At 70.4% G+C, this 17,694-nt stretch carries 20 protein-coding genes; 11 read left to right on the forward strand and 9 right to left on the reverse strand.

The window, feature by feature from the left end; translation table 11 throughout:
- The first annotated feature begins 26 nt into the window (after positions 1 to 26).
- The 3 genes from creB (at position 27) to QZV97_RS05555 (ending at position 2,813) form a co-directional block, all read left to right on the forward strand.
- Complete coding sequence (gene creB / locus QZV97_RS05545; protein WP_295639751.1) at positions 27 to 764, forward strand: two-component system response regulator CreB; 738 nt, start codon at positions 27 to 29, stop codon at positions 762 to 764.
- Positions 761 to 2,224 (forward strand): two-component system sensor histidine kinase CreC, encoded by a 1,464-nt coding sequence (creC, locus tag QZV97_RS05550; RefSeq protein ID WP_295639754.1) that lies wholly within the window; start codon positions 761 to 763, stop codon positions 2,222 to 2,224. Before creB ends, creC begins: the two co-directional genes overlap by 4 nt.
- 310 nt (positions 2,225 to 2,534) lie before the next feature.
- A complete protein-coding gene (locus QZV97_RS05555) occupies positions 2,535 to 2,813 on the forward strand; it encodes a hypothetical protein (protein ID WP_295639757.1) in 279 nt (92 codons plus the stop codon).
- 205 nt (positions 2,814 to 3,018) lie between these two features.
- On the opposite strand, the gene QZV97_RS05560 is transcribed toward QZV97_RS05555, so the two are convergent.
- The 3 genes from QZV97_RS05560 to QZV97_RS05570 all read right to left on the reverse strand — a co-directional run bounded on the left by QZV97_RS05560 (position 3,019) and on the right by QZV97_RS05570 (position 4,530).
- The gene (locus QZV97_RS05560) at positions 3,019 to 3,555 is read right to left on the reverse strand and encodes a hypothetical protein (protein ID WP_295639760.1); all 537 of its coding nucleotides are present in this window, start codon (positions 3,553 to 3,555) and stop codon (positions 3,019 to 3,021) included.
- Between the two features lie 349 nt (positions 3,556 to 3,904).
- Positions 3,905 to 4,243, reverse strand: a complete 339-nt coding sequence (locus QZV97_RS05565) for a type II toxin-antitoxin system RelE/ParE family toxin (protein WP_295639763.1) — start codon at positions 4,241 to 4,243, stop codon at positions 3,905 to 3,907.
- Entirely contained in the window at positions 4,243 to 4,530 is a 288-nt protein-coding gene (locus QZV97_RS05570) for a type II toxin-antitoxin system Phd/YefM family antitoxin (RefSeq protein WP_295639766.1), read from the reverse strand. The genes QZV97_RS05565 and QZV97_RS05570 overlap by 1 nt, the downstream gene beginning before the upstream one ends.
- Positions 4,531 to 4,721: 191 nt before the next feature.
- Here QZV97_RS05570 and QZV97_RS05575 point away from each other — a divergent pair, with 191 nt between their 5' ends.
- The 4 genes from QZV97_RS05575 to QZV97_RS05590 all read left to right on the forward strand — a co-directional run bounded on the left by QZV97_RS05575 (position 4,722) and on the right by QZV97_RS05590 (position 9,673).
- Positions 4,722 to 6,851, forward strand: coding sequence for a VIT and VWA domain-containing protein (locus QZV97_RS05575; RefSeq protein WP_295639769.1), 2,130 nt, complete (start codon positions 4,722 to 4,724; stop codon positions 6,849 to 6,851).
- Between the two features lie 16 nt (positions 6,852 to 6,867).
- Positions 6,868 to 7,695 carry an exosortase Q gene (xrtQ, locus tag QZV97_RS05580; RefSeq protein ID WP_295639772.1) on the forward strand — a complete coding sequence of 276 codons (828 nt, stop codon included), beginning with the start codon at positions 6,868 to 6,870 and terminating at the stop codon, positions 7,693 to 7,695.
- A gap of 94 nt (positions 7,696 to 7,789) precedes the next feature.
- Positions 7,790 to 8,305: a hypothetical protein gene (locus QZV97_RS05585; protein WP_295640038.1), complete on the forward strand. Its 516-nt coding sequence runs from the start codon at positions 7,790 to 7,792 to the stop codon at positions 8,303 to 8,305.
- Positions 8,306 to 8,308: 3 nt separating this feature from the next.
- Positions 8,309 to 9,673: a biosynthetic peptidoglycan transglycosylase gene (locus tag QZV97_RS05590; protein WP_295639775.1), complete on the forward strand. Its 1,365-nt coding sequence runs from the start codon at positions 8,309 to 8,311 to the stop codon at positions 9,671 to 9,673.
- Here the strand turns inward: QZV97_RS05590 and QZV97_RS05595 are convergent, their stop codons facing one another.
- From QZV97_RS05595 to QZV97_RS05610, 4 genes are all read right to left on the reverse strand, one after another.
- Positions 9,674 to 10,354 (reverse strand): hypothetical protein, encoded by a 681-nt coding sequence (locus QZV97_RS05595; protein WP_295639778.1) that lies wholly within the window; start codon positions 10,352 to 10,354, stop codon positions 9,674 to 9,676. It abuts the gene before it with no gap.
- A 64-nt stretch (positions 10,355 to 10,418) separates the two neighbouring features.
- Positions 10,419 to 10,682, reverse strand: coding sequence for a DUF1653 domain-containing protein (locus tag QZV97_RS05600; protein WP_295639781.1), 264 nt, complete (start codon positions 10,680 to 10,682; stop codon positions 10,419 to 10,421).
- Positions 10,683 to 10,745: 63 nt separating this feature from the next.
- A complete protein-coding gene (locus QZV97_RS05605; RefSeq protein WP_295639784.1) occupies positions 10,746 to 11,102 on the reverse strand; it encodes a hypothetical protein in 357 nt (118 codons plus the stop codon).
- A 13-nt stretch (positions 11,103 to 11,115) separates the two neighbouring features.
- Positions 11,116 to 11,862, reverse strand: a complete 747-nt coding sequence (locus QZV97_RS05610; protein ID WP_295639787.1) for a hypothetical protein — start codon at positions 11,860 to 11,862, stop codon at positions 11,116 to 11,118.
- A 116-nt stretch (positions 11,863 to 11,978) separates the two neighbouring features.
- Between QZV97_RS05610 and QZV97_RS05615 the strand changes: the two genes are divergently transcribed.
- Genes QZV97_RS05615 through QZV97_RS05630 form a run of 4 tightly spaced genes read left to right on the forward strand, consistent with a single transcriptional unit; the run spans position 11,979 to position 14,889 of the window.
- The gene (locus tag QZV97_RS05615; protein ID WP_295639790.1) at positions 11,979 to 12,584 is read left to right on the forward strand and encodes a LemA family protein; all 606 of its coding nucleotides are present in this window, start codon (positions 11,979 to 11,981) and stop codon (positions 12,582 to 12,584) included.
- Between the two features lie 31 nt (positions 12,585 to 12,615).
- Positions 12,616 to 13,518: a TPM domain-containing protein gene (locus tag QZV97_RS05620; protein WP_295639793.1), complete on the forward strand. Its 903-nt coding sequence runs from the start codon at positions 12,616 to 12,618 to the stop codon at positions 13,516 to 13,518.
- Positions 13,519 to 13,539: 21 nt separating this feature from the next.
- Positions 13,540 to 14,046, forward strand: a complete 507-nt coding sequence (locus tag QZV97_RS05625; RefSeq protein ID WP_295639796.1) for a TPM domain-containing protein — start codon at positions 13,540 to 13,542, stop codon at positions 14,044 to 14,046.
- Positions 14,047 to 14,106: 60 nt separating this feature from the next.
- Positions 14,107 to 14,889 carry a DUF4399 domain-containing protein gene (locus tag QZV97_RS05630; RefSeq protein ID WP_295639799.1) on the forward strand — a complete coding sequence of 261 codons (783 nt, stop codon included), beginning with the start codon at positions 14,107 to 14,109 and terminating at the stop codon, positions 14,887 to 14,889.
- On the opposite strand, the gene QZV97_RS05635 is transcribed toward QZV97_RS05630, so the two are convergent.
- A complete protein-coding gene (locus QZV97_RS05635; protein WP_295639801.1) occupies positions 14,879 to 16,144 on the reverse strand; it encodes a THUMP domain-containing protein in 1,266 nt (421 codons plus the stop codon). The two genes, QZV97_RS05630 and QZV97_RS05635, sit on opposite strands and share 11 nt — an antisense overlap.
- Positions 16,145 to 16,154: 10 nt before the next feature.
- Positions 16,155 to 17,693, reverse strand: coding sequence for an RNA polymerase factor sigma-54 (locus QZV97_RS05640; protein WP_295639804.1), 1,539 nt, complete (start codon positions 17,691 to 17,693; stop codon positions 16,155 to 16,157).
- Position 17,694: the final 1 nt, after the last annotated feature.

Raw genomic sequence — 17,694 nt, forward strand, 5'->3', positions numbered from 1 at the left:
TCACGGCCCTATCATCCTTGCCCAGCATGGCTCGCCCGCACATCCTGATCGTCGAGGACGAACCCGGCATCGCCGACACCCTGAGCTATGCGCTGCGCACCGAAGGCTTCGATCCGCTGTGCTGCGCCACCGGCGAGGCGGCGCTGCAGCAGGTGGCGCAGCAGCTGCCCGCGCTGGTGATCCTGGACGTGGGTCTGCCCGACATCAACGGCTTCGAGCTCTTCAAGCGCCTGCGCGAACGCGCCGACGTGCCCGTCGTCTTTCTCACCGCGCGCAGCGACGAGATCGACCGCGTGGTCGGCCTGGAGCTGGGCGCCGACGACTACGTGGCCAAACCCTTCTCGCCGCGCGAGCTGGTGGCGCGCGTGCGCACGGTGCTGCGGCGCACGGCGCGCGGCGCGGCGGCGCCCGCTCCGGCAACACCGGCCGTGCCGGTGCCCGCACCCGCGGTGCTGCCCGTCGAGGTCGACGACGGCCGCCGCCGCATCCGCTACTACGGCCACGCGCTCGACCTGTCGCGCTACGAGTACGGCCTGCTCAGGACCCTGGCCGCGCGCCCCGGCCATGTCTACAGCCGCGACGCGCTGCTGCGGCTGGTGTGGGACGACGCGACCGAGAGCTTCGACCGCACGGTGGACGCGCACGTGAAGACGCTGCGCGCCAAGCTCAAGGCCGTGGCGCCGACGCTGGAGGCCATCGTCACCCACCGCGGCGCGGGCTATGCGCTGGCCGAGGACCTGCCTGCGACGCTGCCCGCTCAGTGAACACGAAGCGCAACCGCATCTTCGTCGGCATCCTGCTGGCCTACGCGCTGGGCGTAGCCTTCCTGCTGTGGCGGCTGGTGGCCGACATCGACCCGCGCTACCGCGAGTCGGCCGAGGAGTCGCTGGTCGAGACCTCGCACCTGATGGCCGCGCTGATCGAGGCCCGCTCCGGCGGCCCCGAGGCCGCCCTCAACGGCCCCAACGTCGAAGGCCTGCAGCAGGTCTTCCGCAATCTCTACGCGCGCGAGTTCGAGGCCGAGATCTTCGGCTTCGTCAAGAAGCGCGTCGAGCTGCGTGTGACGGTGATGGACCGCGAGGGCATCGTGCGCTTCGACTCGCTGGGCCTGCACGAGGGTGCCGACCACTCGCGCTGGCGCGACGTGCGGCTGGCGCTGCAGGGCGCCTACGGCGCGCGCACCTCGCCCGACGTGGACGGCGACACCCGGACCTCGGTGATGTACGTGGCCGCGCCCGTGCAGGTGGACGGCCTGGTCATCGGCGCGGTCTCCGTCGGCAAGCCGGTGCAGAGCTTCGGGCAGTTCGTCGAGAAGGCGCGCCGCCGCACGCTGCTGGTGGGCGCCACCTCGGTGGGCGCGGTGCTGGTGGGCGTGCTGATCCTGTCCGTCTGGCTGGCGCGGCCCTTCGGCCTGGTGTCGGACCTGTGGCGCCACGTGCGCACGCAGCGCAGCCTGAACCTGCGGCGCCTGGGCCGCCGCACCGTGGGCGCGCTGGGCGCCGCCTACGACGACATGCGCGACGCGCTGGCCGGCCGCAACTACGTGGCCGACTACGTGCAGACGCTGACGCACGAGCTCAAGAGCCCGCTGTCCGCCATCCGCGGCGCCGCCGAGCTGCTGAACGACGAGCCCGCGATGGCTGCCGCCGACCGCCAGCGCTTCCTGGCCAACATCCAGCGCGAGACCCTGCGCATCCAGGAGCTGGTGGACCGCATGATGGAGCTGGCCGCGCTGGAGTCGCGCCGCCAGATCGACCGCCCCGAGCCCGTGGCGCTGCGACCGATGCTCGAAGAGCTGGCCGCCAGCGCCCAGGCCGCCGGCTCACCGAGGCAGATCGAGGTGGAGCTGGAGCCCGGCATCGAAGCGACCGTGGAAGGCGACCCCCTGCTGCTGCGCCGCGCGGTGAGCAACCTGCTGGACAACGCCATCGACTTCTCACCCACCGGCGGCCGCGTGACCATCGAGCTGCGCGCCAACGGTCCGACCACGGTCGAGATCAGCGTGCGCGACCACGGCCCCGGCATCCCCGACTACGCCGACGACAAGGTCTTCGAGCGCTTCTATTCGCTGGCGCGGCCGCACTCGCAGAAGAAGAGCACGGGGCTGGGTCTGGCGTTCGTCAAGGAGATCGCGGGGCTGCACCGGGGCAAGGTGACGCTGAGGAATGCGGGGGATGGGGCGGGGGCGGTGGCGACGGTGTCGTTGCCGAAGGCAAGTGGCTGAGGTGCGATGAACGGCTGCGCTCGCCCCGAAGAGGTCTGCCGCATATCAGCAACCGAAAGCCCAGCCCCTCGCCTCTCCGGCTGAGGGGGAGCCTCCAGAGAGAGGCGCACCAGGTGCTGGATTCCCGACACTAAAAAGTTCGGTATAGATGGCGACAATAGCGCCTGAGCGCTTCTGGCGCTGCGCGAGCTGCCGGGGATGACCCGCATGTCTCCCATCGGCGTCGTTGCCGATAAGGGTAGTTCGGTAGAGGCTACAGGCGGTGCAGACAGAGAATCCGGCCACGTCAACCAGGTAAGGAGCAATGGCAATGGCAACGGGCAAGAACAAGAAGAACCTGATTCCTATTGGCGACAAGAGCATCGCCGTGTATGCCTCACCGAGGATTTCGGCTGCAATGGAGATCGTCATCGAAGACATGAATCTCATAAAGGGCGTGAAACTCGCCCAAGTGCTTGAGGCGGTCTACGCCCAAGGCAAGAAGGACGGGGCCCGCGCTGCGTTCGACGCCATGCACTTGAGCTTCAAGGATGCCGAGAAGGCGGTTCCCCATAGGAACCCGGGCAAACCGAAGAAGAAAAAGCCGTAGAGGCCAGATGGGCCTATGGCCGAAAGCTAACGTGTGCGATCTGGACACGTCCCCGCCGTGGCCATCGACAACTCGGCATGCGAGTGATGCCGATAAGCAGACCTTCGGCAAGCGACGGCGTCGCCAGTGGTGCTCGCCGAAGACCGTATCGATGTTGTGTGCGCTATGGAGCACGCGCAACCGGCGGCAGCGCTGAGCTTCTTTGCTATTGACCGACAGCCTTTCGAAGCGGGTGAATCACCAGCGGCGTCTTCGGGTTGACGGTCCACACAACCTCGCCCTTTTCCCTGTTCTTGGGAATGTCCAAGTATCGCAATTGCACTCGCACGCGCTTTGCATTGCGGACGTACTGGATCAGAGCCGGCACGTCTGCAAAGTCCAGTCTGTAGCTACCGAATTCAAACCTCCGGACCGTTACCGCAAACGATTTGGGCGCCGCATCGTCGGCGCGCACGAGTAGTTGGCACGCACCCGGACAATTGACCTCTCCGTCTGGAAACGCATACGCCTGAAGCCCGTCGTCTTTGCTGTTCCTGATGACGAGTTGCATGTACGGAGCATCGCGACTCTGAAACATGGCAGTCGTCTCGGTGACCTCTCCCGTCATCTCGTTCTCGGTCTTCGAGTACTCCCAGTCTCTGCCAGCCTTTGCGAGAGCGGCCGAAAATTCAGACAAGGTGTCGGCCGCCGATACGGCTCCTGCGACGGTCAAGATGAAGAGCGCTGTCGCCAGGCGGTGCATCTATGCCTCCGAAATTGCTTGATTGACCAAGTTTAGGCCCTCACCCTCGATCGGAGCCGTGCACGACATCACAGCGTCTTGTTGCTGAGAGACAGAGAGATCGTGAGGCGAGGGTCTAGCCGTTACCAACCGGGCACCCTGCGCTGCTGGCATTGCAGGTGTGGAGTCGGCGGTCGCGCCCGTGCGGTATCCAGATACGTTCGCCCAGTCCACCGCGAACGTCCCTTGATGCCTGATTGCGGTTGTTGCGCGCCCCAGTTGAGTCTTGACCCTTCCTGCCTGCATCGGTCAGTTCTTCACCCCGCACCAACGATCCACGCATTCGACCCACTCAAGTACATGGGCAACCTCACGCGCCGAGCAGCCGCCGCTCCAGCAGCGCCCGCAGATCCCGCCGGCCATCGACGATGAGCAGCACGAACACCTGCCGATCGATCACGCGGTAGATCAATCGGTAGGGCCTGAGGCTGATCTGCCGGAAGTCGCGGATGCCCAGTTCCAGCAACTCGGCGGGCCAGCTGCCGCGCTCGGGCTGCAGCGCGAGGGCGAGAACCTCCTTCTGCAGCTTGCGGACAACCTGCGCGGCTCGCAGCGGCGACGTGCCTTGCGCGATGTAGTCGTACAGGTCCTCGAGGTCGCGCTCGGCGTTGCGGGTCAGGAAGACCCGGTAGGGCCGGGTCTTCGCCATCAGGTGCCGCTCGCGGGGGCGGCCTTGCGCGCGAGCAGGCGATCGAAGGCCGCCTCGGCCGGCGTCACGCGGCCGGCTTCGATGTCCTCGCGGCCGAGGGCCAGCAACTTCAGCAGCGCCAGGGTCTGCTGCGTGCGCTCGTAGCTGCCCACGTCCTGCAGCACCGCCTTGGCTTCGCCGTTCTGGGTGATGACCATCGGTTCGCCCTGCTCGGCGAGCTGCACCAGCACGTCGGCCGCATTGGCCTTCAGGTAGCTGATGGACTTGATGTGCGAGGAGTAGCGCATGGAGGACTCTCGGTGGAACAGTCGAACTGAATATAGATCATAAACAGTCTGAGTCGATCTCGCGCTGCGGCGCCGAGGCTTCACGCCGACTTCACACCAGCCCCGCGCGCCCTTCGAACTCGCTTCGCCTCCCCCGCGCATCCTGACCCCGTGCCCACTCCGCGGCACGCCACCCTCGTCAGGAGTCGCGCATGTCCTTGTTCTCCCTGCGTCCCGACAGCCTCCCGCTGCGCCCGCTGTCGCGGCCGGGTCGCCTGTGGGCCGTCGTGCTGGCCATCGCCTGCGCTGCGACCCTGTTGCTGGTCGCCCTGCCGGCCCAGGCCGACGACGCCGAGGCGCGGCCGGCCGAGAGCCCCTACTTCTTCGTCCGCAGCGACGACCCCGGCACCGACCGCCTGCCGCTCAAGGCGACCGAGGTCGACGCGCGCATCGCCGGCGCGATCGCCGACGTCACGGTCACGCAGCGCTACCGCAACGAGGGCCAGCGCCCCATCGAGGCGCGCTACGTCTTCCCGGGCTCGACGCGCGCGGCGGTGCATGCGATGCAGGTGCGCATCGGCAGCAGGCTGATCGTCGCCGACATCCGCGAGAAGCAGCGCGCCCGCATCGAGTTCGAGGCCGCCAAGAGAGAGGGCAAGACCACCGCGCTGCTGGAGCAGGAGCGGCCCAACGTCTTCGCGATGAACGTGGCCAACATCCTGCCGGGCGACGAGGTGGCGGTGGAGCTGCGCTACACCGAGCTGCTGCCGCCCAGCGAGGGGCGCTACCAGTTCGTCTTTCCCACCGTCGTGGGTCCGCGCTATCACCGGCCCAAGGCGGAGGGCGGGTCTTCGTCGTTCACCGCCGTGCCCTACCTGCGTGCCGGCGAAGCATCCGCCACCAAGTTCGACCTGCGCGTCGCCTTCGCCTCGCCACTGCCGGTGAGCGCGCTGCGCTCGTCGTCGCACGGGATCGAGGTCGAAGGCGAGGGCACGAACGCCGCACGCGTCGCGCTCGGTGGCGGCGCCGACGACGACAGCGGCAATCGCAACAACCGCGACTTCATCCTCGACTGGCAGCTCGCCGGCGAGCAGCTGACGTCGGGCCTCACGCTCTTTCCCGGCAAGCCCGGCGAGGAGAACTTCTTCCTCGCGATGGTCGAGCCGCCGCGCGCCATCGCCACCGCGCAGATCGTGCCGCGCGACTACGTCTTCGTGGTCGACATCTCGGGCTCCATGCACGGCTATCCGCTGGACACCGCCAAGGTCCTGCTGCGCCACCTCATCGGCAGCCTGCGTCCCAGCGACACCTTCAACGTGCTGCTGTTCTCGGGCAGCAACCGCGTGCTGAACGAAAGCTCGGTCCCCGCCACGCAGGCCAACATCGACCAGGCGCTGCGCGTCATCGGCCAGATGGGTGGCAGCGGCAGCACCGAGATCGTGCCCGCGCTCAAGCGCGTGGCCGCGCTGCCCAAGGCGCCCGAGGTGTCGCGCAGCGTGATCGTGGTCACCGACGGCTTCGTCACCGTGGAGAGCGAGGTCTTCCAGCTGATCCGCCGCAACCTCGACAAGACCAACGTCTTCGCCTTCGGCATCGGCAGCTCGGTCAACCGCCACCTCATCGAAGGCATCGCGCGCGCCGGCCAGGGCGAGCCCTTCATCGTCACCAGGCCCGACCAGGCCAAGGCCCAGGCCGAGCGTCTGCGCCGCATGATCGACTCGCCGGTGCTCACGCAGGTGAAGGCGCGCTTCGAGGGCCTGGAAACCTACGACGTCGAGCCGCAGCCGCTGCCCGACGTGCTGGGCGGCCGGCCGGTGCTGCTGTTCGGCAAGTGGCGCGGCGAGCCGCGCGGCCAGCTGGTGGTGGAAGGCCAGGCCGCCCACGGCGCCTGGCAGGCGATGCTGCCGGTGGCCACGCCGGACCCGGATGCCGCGGCGCTGCGCCACCTGTGGGCCCGGCATCGCATCCAGTCGCTGTCGGACCAGGAGGCGCTGCAGGGCGGCGACGCGCAGCGCGACGCCATCACCGCGCTGGGCCTGCGCTACAGCCTGCTGACGCAGTACACCAGCTTCATCGCGGTCGACCGCGTGGTGCGCAACCCGGGCGGCGAGGCCGCGGCCGTCAACCAGCCCTCGCCGTTGCCGCAGGGCGTGAGCGAGAAGGCCGTCGGCAGCCTGGGCGCCGAGGTGCCCAGCACGCCGGAGGCGTCGGGCTGGCTGGCGCTGGCGGTGGTGCTGCTGATGCTGCTGGGCGCCGCCTGGCACCGCGGCGGCGACAGCGTCAAGCGCCTGTGGCGTCGCCCGCGCCGCCTGCAGCACGGCCTGCGCGCGCGGGCTCGTTGAACGACGGAGCCTCACGATGCAGCAACGACTCCCACTCGCCGGGCCGGCCGGCCTGACCGCACTGCCCGCCTGGTCCTGGCTGGCGCTGCAGGCCGCCGCGCTGTGGCCGCACGCGGCCTGGGCCGCGGCGCGCATGCGCGACGGCTCCGACGACCCGATGGGCCTCGCCGCACTCGCGATGCTGGCCTTGCTGCTGCTGCGCAGCGGCCTGCGCGACGCCCCGCGCGCAGGCTGGCTGGGCGCGAGCCTGGCGCTGACCGCCGGCGCGACCGCGGCCCTGTGGACGCTGCCGCCGCTGGCCGCCGGCGTGATCGCCGCCGCGGCGCTGGGCACCGCGCTCGCGGCCTGGCTGCCCGATGACGCGCCGCGCCTCGCGCCGGCCGGCCTGGTGCTGCTGGCGCTGCCGCTGCTGGCCTCGCTGCAGTTCTATGCCGGCTATCCGCTGCGGCTGCTGACGGCGCAGCTCTCGGCCGGCCTGCTGCAGCTGGCGGCGGTGGACGCGGTGGCCAGCGGCGCGGCGATGACGGTGCAGGGCCGGCTCGTCATCGTCGACGCGCCCTGCTCGGGTGTGCAGATGGCCTGGCTGGGCTACTTCTGCGCGCTGGCCGCCGCCGGCTGGTTGGGCCTGCGCGACGGCGCGCTGCTGAAGCGTCTGCCGCTGGTGGGCGTGATCGTGCTCGGCGGCAACGTGCTGCGCAACAGCCTGCTGGTGGCGCTGGAGTCGCGGCCGCAAGGCCTGGCCGAAGGCACGCACGCGGCGATCGGCTTCCTGGTGCTGAGCGGCGTGTGCGCGGCGGTGCTGTGCTGGACGACGCGGGAGGCGGGCGATGCGCATCGCGACTGAGCGCGCCGGCTTCTGGCGCCGTGTGCTGGAGCACACCCTGCCGGTCGCCCTGAGCCTGTCGAAGGGCCACGCGGGCGGCGCGGCACGCCTGGCGATGCTGCTGGTGCTGGGCGCCTGCGCGCTGGCCCCGCTGGCGCGTGAAGCGGCCCCCGCCGCGGACACCGCCCGCAGCGTCGAGTGGCCGCAGGTCTTCGACGGCCGCCGGCTGCGCCCGCTGGCCCTCAGCGCCGTGGAGCAGCGCTTCGCGGCCGCTTTCCCCGGCGCGATCGGCCGCTTCAGCGACGGTGAGCGCCTGCTGGTGCTGCGCGAGGTGCGGCGCCCCACGCGCATGCTGCATCCGGCCGCCGACTGCTATCGCGGCCTGGGCTATGCGATCGCCGGTGCGCGCCTCGAGCGCGACGGCCAGCAGCGACTGTGGCGCTGCTTCGAGGCGCGCCGCGGCGACAAGCGCCTGCGCGTGTGCGAGCGCATCGAGGACTCGCAGGGCCTGGCCTGGACCGACACCTCGGCCTGGTTCTGGGACAGCGCGCTCGGCCGGTCGGCCGGGCCCTGGCAAGCGGTGACGACCGTCGCGGAAGTCGATGTTCCCGTGGCAGGCATTCAGGAGTGAACCGTGAAGATCCCGAGTCGTGAAGCTCTTTCGTCGCGCAGCGCGCGCTGGTGGATGGGCACGCTGGCGGTGCTGGCGACGCTGGTGCTGGTGGCGATCGCGTTGCTGGCGGCGGCGCTGCACGCGCTGGCGCCGCAGCCCGGCGAATGGAGCACGACGCTGCGCATCGGGCCGCGCGGGCTGCAGCTCTCTCGGCCGGTCAGCGTGCCGGCGCTGCTGCGCATGGCCACGCACCCGCTGGGCCAGGCCTGGCTGGACGGCCGCCGCATCGACACCGCCTACGGCGCCTGGACCTGGCAGCGCCTGCCGCAGGACCGGCTGCGCGGCACCTGCTCGCCCTGCGAGCTGACGCTGGAGGCCGTCGGCCCCGTGCCGCTGCGGCTGCCGCACGCGGAGCTGCAGTTCCACCGCGAGATGCAGGACCGCTACGTGGGCAGCTTGCGTCTCGTTGGACATGGGGGCGAAGGCGTGCGCACCGTCACGCTGCCGTGGAAGGCACGGCTCGACCCCACCGGCCTGGCCGTCGAGGCGATGTTGGCCGACACCGCGCTGGCCGACGCCTATGCCGTCTTCGGCAGCGACGCGATCCCCGAGCTGGCGCGCGCGCGCATCGAGGGCCGCGTCAGCGCCAGCCTGCGCCTGCGCCTGCCCGAGCGCCGGCTGGACCTGCGCCCGCGCCTCAGCGGCTTTGCGGTGGACGGCCTGGGCACCGAGGCCCTGCTCAATGCCGAGCCGGCGCTGGCCTGCGCCGCGGTGGCGTCACCGGCTGCGCAGGCGGCTCCGGGCGACGCCGGTACGCGCGTGCTGGGCTGGCTGCCGCGCGCCGTGGTGGCCGCCGAAGACCAGCGCTATGCCGAGCATGCCGGCTACGACCTCACGCAGATGCTGGCCGCGTGGTCGGCCAACCAGCAGCCCGGCGCGCCGCGGACGCAAGGCGCCAGCACCCTCACGCAGCAGCTCGCCAAGCTGGTCTACACCGGCGACGAACGCTCGGCCACGCGCAAGCTGCGCGAGCTGCTGTACGCGGTGGAGATGGAGCGCACGCTGGGCAAGGGCCGCATCCTGCAGCTCTACCTGCAGATCGCGCCCTGGGGCGAAGGCGTGTGCGGCGCCGAGGCCGCCGCGCGCCACTACCTGCGCAAGCCGCCGGCGAAGCTCACGCCGCTGGAGGCCGCGTGGCTGGCCAGCCTGCTGCGCGAGTCGTCGGGCGCCCACGGCGAGCGCCACGTCGACGCGGAGCGCGTGGGCTGGGTCCTGGGCAGCCTGCGCGGACCGCTGTCGGCGGAGCGGCGGGCGGAGCAGCTGGAGCTGCTGCGCGGCGGCTGGGCGCCGCCGGCGGGGAGGAGGGTGATGACGGGGCAGAGGTAGCTAGCCGCTGCCTCGCCGAACCACGATCGGCGTGTCGGCGCCCAGCTCATTGAACAAGCGAACAGGATCGTAGTCGTGGACGATGCGATCCGGCCGGACGAGGATGTTCTCGGCGTGTCCCGTGCTGCGCTTGTCGGTGAACTCGAATGCCAGTCGTATCCACAGGTCCCACTGCGCCTCGGTGCGCGCGAGGCGTTGACAGAGGTCGAGCACGTCGGGAGTGAGCACGGCTGGTTTGAGCGCCGATACGGAGATGCCGTTGGATGGCATGTAGTCGGTGATCAGGTAGAAGTCGGAATCATCGTCTGAACCCAAGCGATACCCGAGCGCCTCAAGCTCCCGTTCTACGGCCCCAAGCAGGCGGAACCACGCTTCCTCGTGCTCTTTCGGGAAGAGCGTGTCGTTCTCGTCGACGTAGCTGGGCGCTGGCAGCTTGATCGCCTCGGTATCCGGCAGCAGACATGACCCGAAGGTGTACATACCGATCGTCATCTCACTGTGAGAGTCGGGAAACGAGATGCTGACTTGCATCGACCAGTTCGAATGGTGCATCCGCGGTTCAACGACGCTGCGAACCTTGCACACGCCGACGTGAGGCACGTCGATGGGAGTGCCTTCGGCCAGCGTCCTGGCGAGCCCCCGCATGAAGAACTCACCGAAACGTGTGTAGCGGTCGGGCATGGCTTGACTTTCGGCTCCATCGAGCAGGCGCAAGCTGATGTCGCTTGGTTGCTCGGTTGAGATGCTAGGGCGTACCCTCGACCTCGGCGCCGGGCTGCCGTGCCAGGAGGACGAAGCGCGGTTGCCGGACACCGTCAATCTCGATCTCTCCGACGAACATGGCGTGAGGGCGGACCCACGAGCCCGATTCGTTGTAGAGCGGTCGGTACAAGACCATCGGCTCCAGCGATTCGGAGTGGTGCACCACCTCGAGGACCTCGTACTCGCCGCCCTTGTAGTGCCGGTAGCGACCTGGCTCGATCTGCGGCAGGGAAGACAACTCGCTCACGGCTTGGGTTACTGAGGTGTTTGGTGTGAGACCGAGTATGGGTCTGAACGTCTGAGCCGAGCTTCACTGTGTTCGCTCGACCGGCACGGTCGGGTCGAAGTGATACAGCAATACATAGTCATTCCATCCATCGCTACCGGTGCGAAGCGCCATTGACCGGCTTCGCAGCACTGGTCCGTGAACCGCCGACTGATACAGGGTCGCATTGATCGATGGCCAGAGGTCCTCGGGCGCATGCGAGCCGAAGACGATGTTGAGGTACCGACCGCCATCATCGCCTTCCTCGAACTGGACGCCGAGTGCGCTGGCAAGCGTGGCGGCAAGACTCTCGCACGCAGTCTTGAGCGAGGCCAAGTCATAGCTAGAGGTCGCATCGGCGTGAACTTGGATGCACACCTGACCAGTGGAGGGTGACTTCATCACTTCATCAACGCTACCCCAACCACTCCCTCACCACCCCTTCCGCGCCCTCCCCTTGCGCCGCCCGCCACAACACGGGCGCCCCCGCCACCCGCGTCCCCGGCGCCGCGTCGGGCCACTGCCGCAGCACCTCGAAGACGAAGTCGATGACCGCCGCAGCGCGCACCGGTTGCTCGCGCTGCGGGATCATGTAGCGCAGTTGCGAGAGCATCCAGCGCGCCAGGCGCTCGGGCCAGCGCGACAGCGTGGCGAGCGGCGCGTCCTGCGTGGGCCGTACGAAGAGCAGGCGCTCGAAACCCAGGGCCGCGACGGCCTGCTCGTCCAGGTCGGCCAGGCCCTGCTGCAGCGCCTGCGGCAGCAGCGACGGCGAGACCGGGCACAGCACGGCCAGCGTGTGCACGCCGGCTGCGTGCAGGCGGCGCGCCAGCGGCAGCAGGTCGGGCGGCTCGGGCAGGTGGTAGGCCTCGTCCCGACCGTAGTGGTCGCGGCCGCGGTCGAAGACGACGATCGCCGCGTCGGTGGCGGGCAGCGGGCCGTCGGTGGTCCAGGCCACCGGCTCGAGTCCACGCACGCCGGGCTGCAGCGGCGCGCGCGTCAGCACGCCCACGCTGGCGTAGCGGCCGCGCGCCAGTGCTTCCTCCACCGCGGCGCGGCCCAGTGCGCCGCCGGCACCGGCGATCAGCAGGCGCTGTGGCGTGGTCGAGATGCGTGGCGCCGGTCGCGCGGCGGTCTGCAGGGCCGTTAGGGGGTCCAGGGTCATGGCGTGCGCGATGGGTGCGGGTAGCATGCCACGCAGGCCTTGAAAGGCGGGGCGCCGGCAGCATCTGCGCGGCGTCGCCGGCATCGCCCTGCGGCCTCAACCCGAAAGGACCCGACATGTTCCGACGCCTCTTCGCCGCCCTGACCCTGCTGGCCACGCTGGCCCTCGGCGGCTGCGGCTACAACGACTTCCAGCGCCTGGACGAGGCGACCAAGAGCGCCTGGTCCGAGGTGCTCAACCAGTACCAGCGGCGCGCCGACCTGATCCCCAACGTCGTCGCCACCGTCAAGGGCGAGGCCAACTTCGAGCAGGAGACGCTGACCAAGGTGGTCGAGGCGCGTGCCAAGGCCACCAGCATCCAGGCGACGCCGGAGCTGATCAACGACCCGGCCGCTTTCCAGAAATTCCAGGCCGCGCAGGGCGAGCTGTCCAGCGCGCTGAGCCGGCTGCTGGTGGTGACCGAGAACTATCCCAACCTCAAGGCCAACCAGGGCTTCCAGGACCTGCGCGTGCAGCTCGAGGGCACCGAGAACCGCATCACCGTGGCGCGCAACCGCTACATCAAGGCGGTGCAGGACTACAACGTGCTGGCGCGCAGCTTCCCCAGCAACCTGACCGCGATGGTGTTCGGCTACCAGACCAAGGCCAACTTCACGGTGCAGAACGAGGCGCAGATCTCCGCGCCGCCGGCGGTCACGTTCGAGAAGCCGGCGTCGAAGTGACGCTCCTGCAACGCGCAACTCCCGTCGTGTGATGCGCCTCGGGCGCTCGTTCGTCGCTGCGCTCGCGCTGGTGTTCGGCTGCGGCTGGGCGCTGCCGGCCGGCGCGCAGGAGCTGCGCCCGGTGCCGGTGCTGAGCGCCAGCGTGATCGACCAGACCGGCACGCTGACGGCCACGCAGGTCAGCGCGCTGGAGGCCAAGCTCGCGGCCTTCGAGCGCGAGGCCGGCTCGCAGCTGGTGGTGCTGATGGTCGGTACGACCCAGCCCGAGGAGATCGCGGCCTATGCGCAGCGGGTCGGCGAGGCCTGGAAGATCGGCCGCCGCGATGTCGGCGACGGCCTGATCGTGCTGATGGCCAAGGACGATCGCAAGATCCGCATCGAGGTCGCCAAGACGCTGGAAGGCGCGGTGCCCGACCTGGCGGCGCGCCAGATCATCGAGCGCGCGATGACGCCGGCCTTCCGCGCCGGTGACTTTGCGGGCGGGCTGAACGCGGCGGTGGACCAGCTGGCCCAGCGCATCCGCGGCGAGGCGCTGCCGGCGCCGACGAGCAAGGCGCGCGGCGCGCAGTCGGGGACGCAATGGCAGGACCTGGCGCTGTTCTTCCTGCTCGGTGTGCCGGTCATCGGCGCGGTGCTGACCGGCATCCTGGGCCGCAAGCTCGGCTCGCTGGCGACCGGCGCCGGGGCCGGCGGGCTGGCCTGGGTCGCGACCGCCAGCCTGGCGATCGCCGGCGTCGCGGGCTTCATCGCGCTGCTGCTGGTCGGCGTGCTGGGCATCGGCGCGGCGCGGCGGCGTGGCGTCGACAGCGGGCCGCCGATCATCTGGGGCGGCGGCGGTGGCGGTGGATGGGGCGGCGGTGGTGGCGGCGGCGGCGGCTTCTCGTCGGGCGGCGGCGGCGACTTCGGCGGCGGCGGCGCCTCGGGCGACTGGTAGGGCGACTGGTAGGACGAAGGCATGAACAAGCTCACCCGCATGCTGCGCCACGGCTGGCTCGACGAGGACGATGCGCGCCGCATCCTCGGCCCGGTCGCGCTCGAGCGCATCGAGGAGCGCGTGCATGCCAGCGAGAAGGCGCACAGCGGCGAGATCCGCGTCTGCGTCGAGGCCGGCCTGCCCTTCTCCTACCTGTGGCGCGACCTCGACGCGCGCGACCGCGCGATCACGCTGTTCGGCAAGCTGCGCGTCTGGGACACCGAGAACAACAACGGCGTGCTGATCTACCTGCTGCTGGCCGAGCACCGCATCGAGATCGTTGCCGACCGCGGGCTCGACCGCCACGTCGGCGCGGCGCGCTGGCAGGCCATCGTCGACGGCATGGGCGATGCCTTCCGCGAGCGGCGCTTCGAGGACGGCCTGGCGGCGGCGGTCGATGCCGTGGATGCGCTGTTGCGGCAGCATTTCCCACTGGCCCCGGGGGCGCGCAATCCCAACGAGCTGCCGGACGCACCGCTGGTCGGCTGAGATCGCGACACGGCGGCGTGTCCGCATCGAACGAGAGCACGACATCAAGGAGGATCACCGATGACCCGTCGCATGCTGGGGCTCCTGGCCCTGCTGAGCGCCGCCCTGCCCACCCTCGCCGCCGACCACCCCTGGCTCAGCGCCCCGCTGCGCAGCCAGCAGCCCGAGACCTACTTCACCAACCTCAAGGACGGCGACCGCATCGAGACGCCCTTCGTGCTGAAGTTCGGCCTGGCGCGCTACGGCCTGGCGCCGATCGTGAAGCCGGTGCCGGGGGCCGGCCACCACCACCTGCTGGTCAACCGCGACCTGCCGCTGGACTTCACGCAGCCGCTGCCCTTCAACGACCAGTACATCCACTTCGGCAAGGGCCAGATGGAGACGGTGCTGAGCTTCAAGCCGGGCGAGTACACGCTGCGCCTGCTGCTGGCCGACCACAAGCACATCCCGTATTTCATCTACAGCAAGCCGATGAAGATCACGGTGACGGCGAAGAACGAGGCGGTCGATCCCAAGAGCCTCGTCAAGCCCGGCGTCGCCATCCTCGAGCCGCGCACCGGCGACGCGCTGAAGCCGCCGCTGCGCGTGCGGCTGCACGCCTCGGGCCTGAACGTGGGCCACGTCGACATCAAGGACGCCGGTGTCGGCCATTTCCGCCTGGTCGCCGAGCGCGCGGACAAGGCCGGCACGCCGCCCGAGACCATCGACCTGCCCAAGGGCCAGACCGAGGTGTGGCTGGCGCCGCCGCCGGGGCGCTACAAGCTGCGCGTCGAGCTGGTCGCCAATGCCGACCTGAAGACGATGTCGGCGTCGACGCCGATCGACCTGGAGGTCACTCGCTAGCGTCGGCGGCGGGCGGGGCGGCCGGCTCGCGCATCGAGCCGGCCACCAGGTCGAAGCGGAACAGCCGGCACTCGATGGGACCGTTCCACATCGGCACGCGGCGGCTCTCCTTCAGGCGCATCGCCTGCGGCAGCTTCATGTCGGGGCTCAGCACCCAGGCGGTCCAGCCGCCGTAGTGGCGCTTCCAGTGCGTGGCCAGGCGCGAGAAGAACTCGGGCGCCGAGGCGCCGTCGTCGAAGCCTTCGCGGGCGGTCGCGCCGCGCGCGTCGTTGCGTTCACCGCCGCGTGATCCCTTGGGGTCGATGCGTTCGCCGTACGGCGGGTTGAGCATCAGCGTGCCGCGGGGCGTGGCCGGCGTGCGCTGCAGCGCGTCGGCGGTCTTGAAGTCGATCGCGCCGCGCACGCCCGCGCGGTCGGCATTGCGCACCGCGAAGTCGGTCATGCGGAAGGACACGTCGCCGGCCGCGATGGGCACCGCGCTCTGCCGCACCTGCGCCTGCGCCGCGTCGCGCAGCTCGCGCCAGGCCTGCCGGCCCGCCGCGTCGCGGAAGGGCCCGAGCCGCTCGAACGCGAAGTGCCGCTGCAGCCCGGGTGCGATGCCGCAGGCGATCTGCGCGGCCTCGATGGCGATGGTGCCGGAGCCGCACACCGGATCGAGCAGCGGGCCGTCGGCCTCGCGGCCCTGCCAGCCGGCGGCGGCCAGCATCGCGGCGGCGAGCGTCTCCTTCAAGGGCGCGTCGCCCTGGTCCTGGCGCCAGCCGCGCTTGAAGAGCGCCTCGCCCGAGGTGTCGGCGTACAGCGTCGCATGCTCGGGCGCCAGGTGCAGCAGCAGCGGCAGGTCGGGCCGGCGCGTGTCGACGCTGGGGCGCGCGCCGTGGGCGTCGCGCATCGCGTCGCAGACGCCGTCCTTGATGCGCAGCGCGGCGAAGTTCAGGCTCTTGAGCGGCGCGCGCTGGGCGGTGACGTCGACCTTGAGCGTCTGCTGCGGCGTGATCCAGTCGTCCCAGCGCGGCGTGCGCGCCAGCGCGTAGAGGTCGTCCTCGCTGCGGTAGGGCGCGTCGCACAGCGGCCACAGCACGCGCTGCGCGAGGCGGCTGCCGAGGTTGAGCGCCATCGCCTCGCGGGCGCCGCCCTGCACCTCGACGCCGCCGCGGCGCGTCTGCGTCGCGGCTTGCGGCAGCAGGCGCGCGACCTCGTCGGCGAGCAGGCCCTCGACCCCGGCGGCGCAGGGCAGGAAGAGCTGGACGGCGCTCATGCGCGGCCGATCACAGTGTGCGGCGCAAGTTCGCCGGCGCGATCTTCAGCGCCTCGCGGTACTTGGCGACGGTGCGGCGCGCGACCTGGATGCCCTGCTCCTCGAGCATCTGGCTGATCTGGCTGTCCGACAGCGGCTTGGCCGCGTCCTCGGCCGCGACCAGCTGCTTGATCAGCGCGCGCACCGCGGTGCTGGAGGCGTTGCCGCCGGCCTCGGTGTTGAGCGAGCTGCCGAAGAAGTACTTGAGCTCGTAGGTGCCGAAAGGCGTGCTCATGTACTTGGCGGTGGTGACGCGCGAGATGGTCGACTCGTGCAGGCCCAGCTCGTCGGCGATCTCGCGCAGCACCAGCGGCTTCATCGCGATCGCGCCGTGGCTGAAGAAGGCCTTCTGGCGCTCGACGATGGCCTGGCTGACGCGCTGGATGGTGTCGAAGCGCTGCAGGATGTTCTTCATGAACCAGCGCGCCTCCTGCAGCCGCGCCGACAGGCCCGCGCCCGACTCGGTGCGTGCGCCGCGCTGCTGCTTGATGGCCTGCGCGTAGAGGTCGTTGATGCGCAGCTTGGGCATCACGTCGGGGTTCAGCACCACGCGCCAGCCGCGGCCGGCCTTCTGCACGATCACGTCGGGCACGATGATGTTGGCCTCGGCCCTGGTGAAGGGCCGGCCGGGCTTGGGCTCGCAGTGCACGATCAGCGATTGCGCGGCCTTCAGCAGGTCCTCGTCGGCGCCGGTGGCGGCCATCAGCTTCTTGCCGTCGCGGCGCGCCAGCAGCTCGAGGTGGTGTTTGCAGATCAGGATGGCGATCATCTGCGCCTCGCAGCGCGGGCCGGCGCGCAGCTGCAGCACCAGGCACTCGGACAGGTCGCGCGCGCCGACGCCCAGCGGCTCCAGGTTCTGCAGCCACTTCAGCGCGCAGCGCAGGCGGTCGAGCAGGTCCTCGGCCAGGTCGGCATCGCCATCGTCCAGGCCGGCAGCCAGGCGTTCGGCGATCTCCTCCAGCGGGTCGGCGAGGTAGCCGTCCTCGTCGAGCGAATCGATCAGCACCAGCAGCGCGGCGCGATCCGGCGGCGACAGCCGCATGCCGCGCACCTGCTCGCGCAGGTGGTCCTGCAGGCTGACGCCGGCGCTGCTGCGCTCGGTCGGGTCGTAGTCGTCGCCGGCGTCGTTGCTGGACGACTTGCCCGGCGTCTCGCGGATGCCGTCGAAGTCCTCGGCCTCGGTGCCGTTCTCCCAGTCGTCGCGCTCCGTCGCGCCGAGTTCCAGCGTCTCGGCCGGCGCGGCCTCGGCGGGTTCGCTGCCGGCTTCGGCGCCGCCGCTCTCCCAGGCCTCGTCGGCCTGGCGCTCGGTGGTGGCGTTGCGCTCGGGCAGCGGCGCCTCGAAGGGCGTCGGCGACTCCTCCTCGACCTCGAGGAAGGGGTTCTGCTCGAGCATCTGCTCGACTTCCTGGTGCAGCTCGAGCGTCGACAGCTGCAGCAGCCGGATCGACTGCTGCAGCTGCGGCGTCAGCGCGAGGTGCTGCGAGAAGCGCAGCTGCAAGCCGGGCTTCATC

Origin of the sequence: uncultured Methylibium sp. (assembly GCF_902826655.1) — a bacterium.
In the GTDB taxonomy this organism is placed as follows: domain Bacteria; phylum Pseudomonadota; class Gammaproteobacteria; order Burkholderiales; family Burkholderiaceae_C; genus Methylibium.